8 protein-coding genes and 1 pseudogene are annotated in these 13,061 nt (G+C 73.3%); 4 read left to right on the plus strand and 5 right to left on the minus strand.

The genetic code is table 11. The features are described 5' to 3' along the window. Window positions 1–138: 138 nt before the first annotated feature. A complete protein-coding gene (locus K4B79_RS07255; RefSeq protein ID WP_232025465.1) occupies window positions 139–1,512 on the plus strand; it encodes an erythromycin esterase family protein in 1,374 nt (457 codons plus the stop codon). Here the strand turns inward: K4B79_RS07255 and K4B79_RS07260 are convergent. Next, on the minus strand, window positions 1,509–4,436 hold the full coding sequence (locus K4B79_RS07260) for an nSTAND1 domain-containing NTPase (RefSeq protein WP_232025466.1): 2,928 nt from the start codon (window positions 4,434–4,436) through the stop codon (window positions 1,509–1,511). The two genes, K4B79_RS07255 and K4B79_RS07260, sit on opposite strands and share 4 nt — an antisense overlap. A 156-nt stretch (window positions 4,437–4,592) precedes the next feature. Between K4B79_RS07260 and K4B79_RS07265 the strand changes: the two genes are divergently transcribed. Beyond that, entirely contained in the window at window positions 4,593–5,621 is a 1,029-nt protein-coding gene (locus K4B79_RS07265) for a LysR family transcriptional regulator (protein ID WP_232025467.1), read from the plus strand. Here the strand turns inward: K4B79_RS07265 and K4B79_RS07270 are convergent, their stop codons facing one another. The 3 genes from K4B79_RS07270 to K4B79_RS07280 all read right to left on the minus strand — a co-directional run bounded on the left by K4B79_RS07270 (window position 5,622) and on the right by K4B79_RS07280 (window position 8,049). Continuing rightward, complete coding sequence (locus K4B79_RS07270) at window positions 5,622–7,076, minus strand: M1 family metallopeptidase (RefSeq protein WP_232025468.1); 1,455 nt, start codon at window positions 7,074–7,076, stop codon at window positions 5,622–5,624. 136 nt (window positions 7,077–7,212) lie between these two features. Continuing rightward, window positions 7,213–7,422 (minus strand): hypothetical protein, encoded by a 210-nt coding sequence (locus K4B79_RS07275; RefSeq protein WP_232025469.1) that lies wholly within the window; start codon window positions 7,420–7,422, stop codon window positions 7,213–7,215. A gap of 129 nt (window positions 7,423–7,551) precedes the next feature. Further along, complete coding sequence (locus K4B79_RS07280) at window positions 7,552–8,049, minus strand: FBP domain-containing protein (protein ID WP_232025470.1); 498 nt, start codon at window positions 8,047–8,049, stop codon at window positions 7,552–7,554. A 95-nt stretch (window positions 8,050–8,144) separates the two neighbouring features. On the opposite strand from K4B79_RS07280, the gene K4B79_RS07285 reads away from it, so the two are divergent. Further along, window positions 8,145–9,107 (plus strand): DUF3626 domain-containing protein, encoded by a 963-nt coding sequence (locus tag K4B79_RS07285; protein WP_232025471.1) that lies wholly within the window; start codon window positions 8,145–8,147, stop codon window positions 9,105–9,107. Here K4B79_RS07285 and K4B79_RS07290 read toward each other — a convergent pair. Next, window positions 9,041–9,633, minus strand: a pseudogene (locus tag K4B79_RS07290) (PAS domain-containing protein). The gene K4B79_RS07285 and the pseudogene K4B79_RS07290 overlap by 67 nt on opposite strands. 188 nt (window positions 9,634–9,821) lie before the next feature. On the opposite strand from K4B79_RS07290, the gene K4B79_RS07295 reads away from it, so the two are divergent. Next, the gene (locus tag K4B79_RS07295; RefSeq protein ID WP_232025472.1) at window positions 9,822–12,998 is read left to right on the plus strand and encodes a cytochrome P450; all 3,177 of its coding nucleotides are present in this window, start codon (window positions 9,822–9,824) and stop codon (window positions 12,996–12,998) included. Window positions 12,999–13,061: the final 63 nt, after the last annotated feature.

The following is a 13,061-nucleotide window of genomic DNA, read 5'->3' on the forward strand; positions in this document are numbered from 1 at the left end:
CTCATTGCGGACCGCAACTGTCCGCAAACAAGTGCGGATCGTTATTCCGGATCCTCCACCGGACCTGCGGAAAACCCCACCGCACGACGGTGGACGGCCGGATGGCCACCGACGGCCCCGGAACGAAAGCCTCGGACCATGACATGGCAACGGACCGGACCCACCCTGACCCTGCTCGTCACCCTGGGCGTCGCCCTCCCGGCCGGCATCCCGGCCGTGGCGGCCACGACCGCGTCGCCGGCGACGACCACGGCCTCCACCGCGTCGCCCCGGGACGTCGTGGCGGCACTCGAGCGCGCCGCCCACCCGCTGCGCACCGTCGAACCGGGCGGCGACACCGGCGATCTGCGCCCCCTCGCCCGCATGATCGGTGACGCCCGGGTGGTCGGCCTGGGCGAGGCCACCCACAGCTCCCACGACTTCTTCGCCCTCAAGGACCGCGTCTTCCGCCACCTCGTCGCCGAGAAGGGCTTCCGCACCTTCGCCCTGGAAGCCCCCTGGAGCACGGGCCTGCGCCTCAACGCGTACGTGCTGCACGGGAAGGGCGACCCCCGGCGCATCATGCGCGAGGAGTTCCAGCGCGACTACCAGTGGTGGAACAACACCGACTATCTGCGGCTCGTGGAGTGGATGCGGGCGTACAACGTCCGCCACCCCGACGACCCCGTCCGGTTCATGGGCGACGACATCGCCTGGTCCGGGCCGGAGTTGTACGACGCGGTCAGCGACCACGTGGCCGCCACGGACCCCGGGGCGAGCGCCCGCCTCGCCGAGCTGTACCGCGGGCTGCGGCCCACCGTGGCGACCGGGCCGTACATCGAGCAGTACCTGACCAGGCCGTACGCCGAGCGCATGGAGATGGCCGCCCGCACCAGCCGCGCGCTGGAGCTGGTGCGAGGTCTGCCCGCCGGCGCCGACCGCGAGGCCCACGACCGGGCCGTCCAGAACGCCACCGTGATCGACCAGACCGCCCACCAGTACGCCTGGGACCTGGAGAACCCCGCGCAGGCCGCCGAGGCCATGCGCTACCGGGACCGGGCCATGGCCGCCAACGTGGTCTGGTGGCACCGGCACACCGGGACCAAGGTGCTGCTCGCGGCGCACAACAACCACGTCGGCTATGTGCCGGACGACCCCGCCCAGTACCCGAAGGTGCAGGGCGCGTACCTGCGCGACAGCCTCGGCGGCGGCTACCTGAACATCGGTCTGACGTTTCACCAGGGCTCGTTCAACGCCACCGGCTTCGACGACGACATCGTCCGCCGCTGGACCCTCGGACCACTCGGCCCGGACAGCAACGAGCACACCCTGGACCGCGTCCGCCACCGCGACTACGTCGTCGACCTGCGCACCGCCGCCCCACCGGCCCGCGACTGGCTGCGCCAGGCCCGCCCCACCCGCAGCATCGGCACCGCCTACCCCGAGCCCCCGGACGACATCGCACTCGCCCGCAGCCACGACGCACTGATCCACCTGCACACCGTCGAGGCGGCCCGGCTACGGGACCGCTAGGACCTCTCGCACGGCGGGCTGTAGGGGATACCGGGCAGCCAGCGGTGCCACTCCGCACGAGTGATCACCGGGCGGGCGCGGGCGCAGGCACTGCGTCCGGCGTGGGCCGTGTCGGTCTGCCAGATCTGCGCCGTGTGGTCCGAACTGCCCGTGGCGAGCAGGGCATCGCCCGGTGCCGGCCGGAAGGCCACCGCGTTGACCGCACCCAGATGGCCGGTCAGTTCCGAGCGCAGGGCCGGGGCGCCGGTCGCCGGTACGTCCCACAACCGGGCGGTGCGATCCGTGCTGCCGGACGCGAGCAGCCGTCCGTCGGGGCTGAACGCCACCGAGGACACCACGTCCGTATGGCCGGTGAGCACGGTGCTCGTGCGCAGGCGGCGCGGGCCGGAGAGGGGCCACAGACGGACCGTACGGTCGTCGCTGCCGGAGGCGAGGGTCCGCCCGTCGGGACTGAAGGCCAGGGCGTCGACGAAGTCGCGGTGGCCGGTCAGCACGGCGAGCGGCCGGGGGCGGCGCGGGCTCGTCACGTCCCACAGGCGGACGGTGCGGTCGTCACTGCCGGAGGCCAGCGTCCGCCCGTCCGGGCTGAAGGCGATCGGCTTGACGTTGAGCCGGTGCCCGCGCAGCACCACGGGTCCGCTCGCGGCGGACGTCAGGTCCCACAGCCGTACGGTGTGGTCGTAGCTGCCCGAGGCCAGGGTGCGGCCGTCCGGGCTGAAGGCGACGGAGAACACGATGTCGCGGTGGCCGGTCAGAACCCGCGGCCGGGCGAGGCGGTGCGGGCCCCCCACGTCCCACAGCCGTACGGTCCGGTCGCGCCCGCCGGTGGCCAGACGGCGCCCGTCCGGACTGAACGCCACGGCGGTCATGATGTCGGAGCCGCCCCGGAACGCACCCGCGGCGACCGGACGGAAGGGATCGCTCACGTCCCACAGCCGCACGGTGTAGTCGTAACCGGCCGTGGCGAGCATCCGTCCGTCCGGGCTGAACGCCAGGGCGCTCACCGCCTGCCGGTGGCCCGGCAACGAGGCCGCCGTGACACCGAGCAGCGCGTCCCGGGTGGTGGCGCTCGGGCTGAGGCGGTCCGCGGCCACGCCGAGCTGCGCCGCCAGCGCCGGCCGGTCCTGCCGCAGGGCGACCGCGTCCACCGCGACCTCCCGGGCCAGCACCTTGTTCCGCTCCCGCGTCAGCTCGTCCCGCGCGCGCAGCGCCAGCACCGCCGCGGTGACGGCCACGGCCAGTAGCACCGCGAGAAGCGCGGTCAGCCGGCGCATCTGCCGGGCGCGCCGCCGCCCCCGGGCCGACTCGGCACGTTCGGCGGCGACACTGGCGTCGAGGAAGGAGCGCTCCTCGCCCGACAGCACCGCGTCGTCGACCTCCCGGGCCAGCGCCAGCCGGGCGCCACGGAACAGCGCGTCGGGATCCCTGCCGAGCGACTCCCACGTCCGGGCGGCCTCGGTCAGCTGACGCAGGACACGCAGCCGCTCCCGGTCCTCGGTGAGCCAGCCGTGCAGTCGGGGCCAGCAGCGGATCAACGCCTCGTGCGTCAGCTCCACCCTGTCCTGGTCCAGCGTCAACAGCCGGGCGCGGGCAGCCCCTTCCAGTACGGCACCGACGTCCTCGCCCGTGGCGGGGCCCCGCCCGGCGTCCTCGACCGGTGAGGTCCGCGCCCCCAGACGGGCCAGCTCGTCCAGCGGCACCCGGCGTCGGGTGTCCTCGGTGCCCTCGCCGAGTGCCGTCAGCCGCACGAACACCTGCCGTGCCAGCTCCTGCCGCTCGGCGCCCAGCTCCGCGTAGAACTCCTCCGCGGTACGCGCCAGCGCGCCCTCCAGACCGCCCGTGGCCCGGTACGCGTCCAGCGTCAGCGCGTTGCCGCGCCGGCGCCGCCAGGTCTCCCGCAGCGCGTGGGACAGCAGCGGCAGCACACCGGCCCGGCCGAGGGCCTGGGTGGCGAGCGTCGTCAGGAGGGAGCCTTCCACCGTCAGCCCGGCGCGTACGGCGGGTTGGACGACCGCCCGCCGCAGATCCTCCAGACCCATCGGCCCGACCGGAATCTGCGCGTCGCGCATCGCCTCCACCAGGCCGGCGTGGTGGGTGCAGTGCGTGTAGAAGTCGGCCCGCACGCCGAGCACCACACGGCAGCGGTGGCCGTCGATGCGCGCGGCCGTGAGCAGCGCCGTGATGAAGTGGTCGCGTTCCGCCGGGGCGCAGTGGGTGAAGAGCTCCTCGAACTGGTCCACGACGAGTACGACTTCACTGTCCGCCGCGTCCGACCGGGCGCCGATCTGCCGGGCCACCCGCCCCAGGTTCGCGGGGTCGTCCAGCAGCTCCCGGTACACGCGTCCCGGCGTGAGGCTGGCCGCGGCGGACAGCCGTACCGCGCACTCCTCCATGGGCCGGGCGCCCGGAGTGAACACCACGGGTGTCGCGCTCGCCGGCAGCCGGGGGACCAGACCCGCGCGCAACAGCGACGACTTGCCCGAACCCGAGGCCCCGACCACCAGGAGCAGGCGTTGCCCGCGCAGCCGCCGCACCAGTTCCTCCACGAGCCCCTCGCGGCCGAAGAACCACTCGGCGTCGCTCGCCTGGTAGGCCGAGAGGCCCACATAGGGGGCCGGGCCGTCGGAACCGTCCGCGGCCGGCGCCTCCGTGGCCGCGCCCAGCTCGGCGGCCAGCGCGTGCCAGGCCCGCTCCCAGTGCGCCGCGTCCCCGTCGCAGGCCCGCACGTACGCCATGGTCACGGCCAGCGTGGGCAGCGCCTTGCCCGAGGCCGCGCCGGACAGCGTCGAGACCGAGTAGTGCGCCCGCTCGGCCAGTTGCCGGTAGGTCGGAGAGCCGGCCTCGGCCCGCAGCCGTCGTAACTCCGCGGCGAACGTGAGAATCCGCGCGTCTCCCGCCCTGAGCGGACGCTCTCCCCGAGGCATCGCGGCGGCCTCCCCCGATGTACAGACCGGAACCGGTGTCCGGAGCGAGCCCCCATTGTTCGGTATCCGTTTGTTCGGAACCACTTGGCCGATTCCGAACAACGACCGCCGTGTACATCTGGGCCCCGGTGGGAGCGGTGAGACGGGGGAAAGCGGATGGAGCTGCGTGATGTGGAGACGTTCCTGGAGGTCGCCCGGGTCCTGCACTTCGGGCGGGCAGCGGAGCGTCTGCACGTGACCCAGGGACGGGTCAGCCAGATCGTCAAGGGGCTGGAACGCGAGGTGGGCGGCGCCCTCTTCGAGCGCAGCAGCCGACGGGTGCGTCTGACCCCGCTGGGCGAACGGTTCCGCGTCGGCGCCGCGGACGGCTACGACCGGCTGACGGTCACGCTGCGGGAGTGCCGTGCCGTGGCCCGGCAGGTCGGCGACCGGCTGCGGATCGGCTACCAGTGGACCATGGGCGGGCAGCTCACCGACCGGCTGGTGTCGGCCTTCACCGGCTCCCACCCGCACTGCGAGGTGGTCGTCAGCAGCCTGGTCTTCCGGGCCGGCGGGAACCTGGTGCCGCTCGCGGGAGGAAGCGACGTCGATCTGGTGCTGCGCTGGTCGCCGGGCGGGGACGGCACCGCGGTCGAGGCTCCCGGCCTGGTCGTCGGCCCGCTGCTCGCGTCGGTCCCGCGCGGGGTGCTGGTGCCGGCGGCCCATCCGCTGGCCCGGCGCCGGGCGATCGTCCTGGACGACCTCCTTCCCTACGAGTTGCTACGGCTGCCGGACACGCTGGGCGCTCCTCTGCAGGAGCGGTGGACGCCCACCCGCACCAGCTCGGGCCGGCTGCTGCGGCACACCGACGAGGACATGAGCCGGCTGATGGGCAACGAGCACCTGCCCGTGGAGGACGTCCTCGCGCTGGTGGCACGAGGACGCGGGCTGCACCTGACGATCACGGGCCTCCTCGACCGGGTCCCCTTCCCCGGTCTGGTTGTCGTCCCCGTGCGGGACATGCCACCGATGGTGGTGGTCCCGGTCTGGCAGGCGGCCCGCGAGAACGCGACCATCCGCGCCTTCGTGGAGTCGGCCGTCCGCACGACCGAGGCGGACCGGGCCGTGCTCACGCGGGAGACGGCTCCTGTGGCGACTCCCGTGACGACTTCTGTCGCGGCCTCTGTGAGGGAGGGCGCCCGCTAGTCAGGCGACCGGGGTCGCCACCCAGTCGGGGTGGTTCGGCATCGGCGGTGTCGTGGGGCCGTACAGCCAGGGGCGCAGGAAGGACCCCAGGTCCTGCCCCGAGACCGCGGACGCCAGGTCGACGAAGTCCTGGGTGCTCGCGGTCTTTCCGCGATACTGCGTGACCCAGGCCCGGTCGATCTTCCGGAAGGTCTCGTCACCGACCTTCTCGCGCAGCGCGTAGAGCACGAGGGCCGAGCCGTCGTAGCGCATCCGCTTGAACAGGTTGGGTTCGGTGGGCTCGGCCGGGGCGCCGAAGTCGCGGCGCCACACGTTGTGGTTCGTGTACGCCGTCTTCATGGCGGCCTCGAAACTGTCCCCGCCGTGCTCCTCGGAGTACAGGCGCTCGTAGAAGCGGGCGTGTCCCTCGCTGAGCCACAGGTCCGACCAGGTGCGCAGGGCGACGCTGTCACCGAACCACTGGTGGACCAGTTCGTGGACGAGCGTGCGCTCGGCGTCCACCCGGGTGCCGAGCAGGTCGGCCTTGGGGACCAGCGAGAGGGTCTGCGTCTCCAGGGCGACCCCGAGGTCGGTGTCCCCGACCAGCACGCCGTACCGCTTGAACGGGTAGGCGCCGAGGCGCTGTTCGAGCCAGCGTAAGTGCTGCGGGGTGAGATCGAGGTACTCGTCGGTCCCGTCGACGAGCTCGTCGGGTACGAAGTCGCGGAGCGGGACGCCGTTGGTGGTCGGCCGGTCGACGGCGGTGAGCCGGCCGACGGCCATCTGCACCAGCTGGGTGGAGACCGGCTGTTCGGAGTCGTACGTCCAGCGCTCCCGGCCGTCGCCGAGCGGTTCCCGCGAGACGAGCCTGCCGTTCGCCACCGCGGTCAGTCCCGCGGGTGCGGTGACACGGAAGGTGACGGGCGCGCGCTGACTCGGGTGGTCGTTCGCCGGGAAGACCATCTTGGCGCCGTTGGGCTGCGGGTACAGCACGGTGCCGCTGGGCGTGGGGATCCAGCCGTAGTCCTCGATGGCGTCGTCACGGTGGCGTATCTGGGTGGGGTCGGCGGTGTAGGTGACCGTGACGGTGAACGCGCTCTTGCGGGGCAGCGGCAGCCAGGGCGTGACGACCAACTCGTCGCCCTCGCGCACCGCTTCGGCCGGGGTGCCGTCGACGGTGACCTCGTGCAGGGTGTTGCCCGCGAAGTCCAGGTTGAACCGGGACAGCTCCGTCGTGGCGGTGGCCTGGATGGTGGCCTTCGCCTCGAACGGCGTCCTCGGCGCCTGCCAGTCGAAGTCGAGGTGGTAGCGGTTCACCGTGTAGCCGCCGTTGCCGTCGAGGGGGAAGAGCGGGTCGCCGAGCCCGGGAGCACCGGGGACGGGGACCGAGTCCCGGCTCGCGGCCGGGGCGGCGTCGGCCACGGGTGCGGTGAGGGCGGCGGTCACGGCGATCGCGGCGGCGAGGGCCAGCCTCACGCCACGACGGGGTCTTGCGTCCGGGCTCATCGAGAACCTTCCGGCTGAAGGGCGGAGGTGCGGAGGTGCGGGGGCGCGGAGGCGCCCCACGGGAGAGATGAGTGGGGCGCCTCGGGGTGATGACGTGACGGTGGGTCTAGTTGGGTTCCCAGTTGCCGTTGGTGGTCAGGGCGCCCGGGGTGGAGGACACCTGGAACCCGTCCGGGGCGGTCGAGGCGCTCTGGGGACAGCCGCCCCCGCACTGCGGCGTCAGTTCACCGGCCTGGGCCGTGGCGACCGGCCCGGCGAGGAGCATCGCGGCGACGCCCCCCGCGGTCAGCAGTCCCGCGTCCGGCGAGGGGTCCACTTCATGTCGTTTCCCTTCTGTTCCCATCGTTCTGTTCCCGCTGTCGGAACTCTGCACGGCGGGCCGGGACCCGATCAATGACCCATCGCTCATGCGGCGATTAGCCGTCCTAATGCGATCACTGTGCGATCACTGGCCGTACAACTTCCCCAGGAAGGCGGCCAGGTTGTCCCTCGTGCGGGAGATCTGCTCCTCCAAGGTCAGGCTCTCCTCGAAGCGGGATCCGGAGTCCGGGATCTTCCTGCCGCGGAGGTAGAGGGAGCAGGCGAGGTCGGTGCACATGTACAGGCCCACCGAGTTGCCCTCGCGGCCGGCCGCGCCCGCCTTGCGGGCGGTCATCAGGGAGACACCGCCGCCCCGGTGGGTGGTCAGACAGAGGGAGCACATGCTGCGGTGCAGGAAGCCGCGCTGTGAGGACGGGAAGCGCAGGGTGACACCGACCAGTCGCCCGTCCCGTTCGGCCACCAGGTAACTGCGGTCGGGCGCTCCGGGATCTCGCCAGCCGAGGAAGTCCAGGTCGTCCCAGGGGCGTTCGGCGAGATCCCGGGGAACGGCCAGGCGCTTGGCCTCCCCTTTGGAGCAGTTGATAAAAGAGTTGCGGATGTCCTGCTCGGTGAGTGACCTCATGGGGGGAGCCTTCTGGGGGTCGGTGGATCATTTCTCTGAAACCTAGAAGCCCTAGGTTCATGGCTAGGGTAGGCAGGCACGGTGAAGGGAAGCCAGTGGATTTCCGGGATGTCGGTTCGGCGAGGGCGCGGACCGCGCTGCGTCATGTGGCGGGTCTCTCCGCGGGTCCGGCCGTCGCGCACGACCTGCGCGTCACACTCAACTTCCACCCGGACCGGCTGGTGCGGGGCCTGCCCATCCTCGACGCCCTGGCACAGGACGGCGCCTACCACTCGCAGTTCGTCACCGGGACCAGCAACGGCGGGCTCACCGCCCACCCCGGCGGCGACCGCTGGCGCTGGGAGACCCGGATCTTCGGCGGCGCCTACGACGACGCGGACGCCCGTGACCGGCCCGTGTACGGCGCGTTGGACTTCCGCCGCCAGATCGTCGGCGCCGCCCCGCGGTTCGGCTCCTCCCATTTCCGCCTGACCGCCGCCACGCTGACCCGTGCCACCTTCTGCTATCCCGACAGCGCGGCCGAGCCGGCCGACTTCGGCGTCGCCGCCGGGATGTCCCTGATCGCGCTGGCCGAGGCGGACGAGCAGGACGCCCTCAACGACTACATCGAGGCCCAGGTGCACGCCGGTGTCGTCCTCGCCCGGGACGTGGAGGCCCTCGTCCTCGACGCCTGCTACCGCGGTACGCCCGTGGAGGCGGCCGCCCGCCGGCTGCCCTGCCCGGTGGAGTGGCACCCCGGCTACCGCCTCACGGTCGCCGGGCTGTACCGGCACGCCGACTACCGCGGACCGGAGTACGCCGACCTGGGCGCCCGGATCGCCGAGGACGGCCTGATCGACCCCCGGATCATCGGCGACGCCGCCCGCACGGGACGGTACGAGCTCCAGGACCTGAAGATGGTGTGGCACACCCTGGCCCGCTTCGGCGCGCCGGCGGGAGCGGGCACGGCCCGCCGCCGGGACCCCGCCTGCTCCTCCGCCGTGGATCCCGCCTACTCCTCCGCCGTAGAGGCCGGCGCCGGTGGCCACGCCCCGGAGGCCAGCACCCCCAGCGCGTAGGCGCGCGCGACCAGTTCCGTACGGTTCGCCGCGCCCCAGCGCGCGGACAGGCGCCGCAGGTGGTAGGTGACGCCGTCCGTGGTGAGCCCGGTCTCGCGGGCGGCCCGCGCCGTGGTGGCGCCGCCGGCGAGCAGGGCCAGGATCCGGGCCTCGACCGGCGCGACCCGCACGGCCTCGGACGCGTCCGGCTCGCGCTCGTCCAGGACCCGCAGCATCACCAGCAGCGCGGGCGTCTCCTCGACGTGTCGCTCACCGGATCGGCCGTCAGCTCCCCGTACCTCCGCGCACCGCCGAGCCCCTCCCAGGTCACCGACACCTGGTAGCGCGACCGGTGCCGCAGCCGCAGCGCCTGGGCGATCCGCTCCACCTGACCGGCCTCCCGCGGGCGGAACAGCTCCAGCACCTCACGCCCGCGCAGCCGCCCCGGCGTGGTCCCGCACTCCGTGGCCATCGCCGGATTGGCCAGCAGGACGGCGCCGTACACATCGCAGACCGCGACCGGCACCGAGACCCGGTCGAAGAGCATCAGGGCACGGTTGCGCCACACCACGGCCTCCGGATCGGTCGAGTCCACCAGCACCTCCTGCCGTTCGACGCAAGGGCCACACACGTACGTGCACTACACAATCATGTAGTCCGGCGTCGCGGACGGCCGGATGGCGTGGACCAATCTGGTCCCAGTACTCCCGTACGGCGAAAGGCAGTTGTCGCGCCATGCCCCCCACCGCGCAGACCACCCCGGACCTCCCGGACCTCCCCGACGTCCCGGTTGTCGACATCTCCGACACCGGACCCGGTCGCACGCCCCTCCAGCAGGCCATGGGGCTGATGCGCGAGCACGGCCCCCTGCTGGTGCGCCGGCTGCACGGGCGGGACGTCACCTTCGTCGCGGACCTGGACCTCGTCACCGAGCTGGCCGACGAGACCCGGTTCGCCAAGGCCGTCGGACCCGCGCTGGAGAACGTCCGGGAGTTCGCCGCCGACGGGCTGTTCACCGCCTATAACGAGGAACCGAACTGGGCCAAGGCCCACGACATCCTGATGCCCGCCTTCGCGCTGGGCTCGATGCGGACCTACGACCCGGTGATGCTGGAGGTGGCGCGCCGGCTGATCGGCTCCTGGGACCGGGCCGCCCGCGCCGGAACGCCGGTGAACATTCCCGACGACATGACCCGGATGACGCTCGACACCATCGGCCTCGCCGGATTCGGCTACGACTTCGGCTCCTTCGACCGGGACGAGCCGCACCCCTTCGTCGAGGCGATGGTGCGCTGTCTGGAATGGGCCATGACCCGCCTGGCCCGCACCCCCGGCGGTGACTACACGGCCGAGGACGAGGCGTTCCGCACCGACGCCGCCTACCTCGCGCGGGTCGTCGACGACGTGATCGACGCCCGCCGGGCCTCCGGCGAGACCGGTGGCGACGACCTCCTGGGCCTCATGCTCTCCGCCACGCATCCGGCCGACGGCACCACCCTGGACGCCACCAACATCCGCAACCAGGTGATCACCTTCCTGATCGCCGGGCACGAGACGACCTCCGGCGCGATGTCGTTCGCGATGTACTACCTGGCCAAGCACCCGGCCGTGCTCCAGCTCGTGCGGCGCGAGGTGGACGAGCTGTGGGGCGACACCGCCGACCCGGAGCCGACGTTCGACGAGGTCGGCCGGCTCACCTACACCCGGCAGGTGCTCAACGAGGCGCTCAGGCTGTGGCCGACCGCCGCCGCGTTCAGCCGGCAGGCCCGCGAGGACACCCTGCTCGGCGGCCGGATCCCGCTGCGCGCCGGACAGGCTCTCACCGTCATCGCGCCGATGCTCCACCGGCAGCCCGTCTGGGGCGACAACCCCGAGCTGTTCGACCCCTCCCGCTTCACACCCGAGGCCGAGGCGGCCCGCTCCCCGCACGCCTTCAAGCCCTTCGGTACGGGTGAACGCGCCTGCATCGGGCGGCAGTTCGCGCTGCACGAGGCGACCATGCTGCTCGCGCTCCTGGTCCACCGCTACCGGCTGCACGACCACGCCGACTACCGCCTCACCGTCAAGGAGGCGCTCACCCTCAAGCCCGACGGCTTCACCCTCACCCTGACCCCGCGCACCGGCGCCGACCGGGCCCACCCGCCCCTGCCGGGCGCCGCGCCCCGCACCGAGGCCGCCACGACCCCCGACGCCGCTCTCCCCGCCCGGGTCCGCCCCGGCACCCGCGCCCTGTTCCTGCACGGCAGCAACTACGGCACCTGCCGCGAGTTCGCCGCCCGGCTCGCCGACGAGGCCGCCGCCGTGGGCTGCGAGACCGAGGTCGCCCCGCTGGACGCGTACGCGGGCGGCCTCCCCACCGACCGCCCGGTCGTCATCTCCGCCGCCTCCTACAACGGCCAACCCACCGACGACGCACGGCGGTTCGCGGCCTGGTTGGACGAGGCGACCGACGCCACCGACGTCACCTACGCCGTCCTCGGCATCGGCGACCGCAACTGGGCCGCCACCTACCAGCACGTCCCCACCCGCGTCGACGAGCGCCTCGCCGAACTCGGCGCCACCCGCCTGCTGGACCGCGCCGCCGGCGACGCCTCCGGCGACCTCACCGGCACCGTCCGCGCCTTCACGGCCGGCCTGCGCACCGCGCTGCTCACGGCCCACGGCGACCCGGACGCCGCCCCCTCGGTGCCCGAACCGGAGACCGCCTACGAGGTCCGGACCCTGACCGGAGGCCCGCTGGACGCCCTCGCCGAGCGGCACGACCTGGTCCCCATGACCGTCACCGAGGCCCACGACCTCACCGCTCCCGGCCATCCCCGCCGCAAGCGGTTCGTACGGCTCGCCCTGCCGGCCGGCACCACCTACCGCACCGCCGACCACGTCACCGTGCTCCCGACCCACGACAAGGCCCTCGTCGAGCGGGCCGCCGCGGCCCTCGGCGTCGACCTGGACGCCCTCCTGGACATCAGGCCCACCCGCCCGCGCCGCGACGGACTCGCCGTGGACCGGCCCTTGACGGCGCGTCAACTGCTCACGCACCACGTCGAGTTGCAGCACCGGCCGACCCGGGAGCAGCGGTCCGTCCTGGCCGCCGCCAACCCCTGCCCGCCCGAGCGCGCCCACCTGGCCGCCCTCGGCGACGACGACCCGCGCACCCTGGTGGAGCTCTTCGAGGCGTACCCCGCCCTGCGCGGTGCCCTCGACTGGCCGGCGCTGCTCGACCTCCTGACGCCCCTGCGCCCCCGGCACTACTCGGTGTCCTCGTCCCCGGCCACCGACCCCGGGCACGTCGACCTGATGGTCTCGCTGCTGGAGGCGCCCGCACGCTCGGGCCACGGAACCTACCGGGGTACCGGCTCCGGACACCTCGCCGACGTCCAGCCCGGGGACACCGTCCTGGCCCGCGTCCAGCCCTGCCGGGACGCCTTTCGCATCGACCACTCCCGGCCGGTCGTCATGATCGCCGCCGGTACCGGCCTGGCGCCCTTCCGCGGCGCCGTCGCCGACCGCCTCGCCGCACTGGCCCGGGGCGAGCAACTGCCGCCCGCCCTGTGCTACTTCGGCTGCGACGCCCCGGACGCCGACTTCCTGCACGCCGAGGAACTGCGCGCCGCGGAGGCCGCCGGGGCGGTCCGCCTGCGCCCCGCCTTCAGCGCCGCACCGCAGGGCGCGGTGCGGTTCGTGCAGCACCGCGTAGCCGCCGAGGCCGCGGAGGTGGGGGAGCTGCTGGACGCGGGCGCCCGGGTGTACGTCTGCGGCGACGGTTCCCGGATGGCCCCCGGTGTGCGGGAGGCGTTCCGTACCCTGTACCGGGACCGCACGCCCGGCGCCGACGAGGCGGCCGCCGCGCGCTGGCTCGACGGGCTGGTGCGGGACGGCCGGTACGTCGAGGACGTGTACGCGGCCGGCTGACGAGCCGGACGAAGAGCGCCGAGAGCGACGACGGCTACGACGGCTACGACGGCTACGAAGGGG

It is taken from the genome of Streptomyces lincolnensis (genome assembly GCF_021173675.1).
Classification (GTDB): domain Bacteria; phylum Actinomycetota; class Actinomycetes; order Streptomycetales; family Streptomycetaceae; genus Streptomyces; species Streptomyces lincolnensis_B.

Coding starts and splice junctions, on each gene's coding strand:
- K4B79_RS07260 (WP_232025466.1), bottom strand. CDS start 4,436: ATGCCTCGGGGAGAGCGTCCGCTCAGGGCGGGAGACGCGCGGATTCTC.
- K4B79_RS07265 (WP_232025467.1), top strand. CDS start 4,593: ATGGAGCTGCGTGATGTGGAGACGTTCCTGGAGGTCGCCCGGGTCCTG.
- K4B79_RS07280 (WP_232025470.1), bottom strand. CDS start 8,049: ATGAGGTCACTCACCGAGCAGGACATCCGCAACTCTTTTATCAACTGC.
- K4B79_RS07295 (WP_232025472.1), top strand. CDS start 9,822: ATGCCCCCCACCGCGCAGACCACCCCGGACCTCCCGGACCTCCCCGAC.
- K4B79_RS07255 (WP_232025465.1), top strand. CDS start 139: ATGACATGGCAACGGACCGGACCCACCCTGACCCTGCTCGTCACCCTG.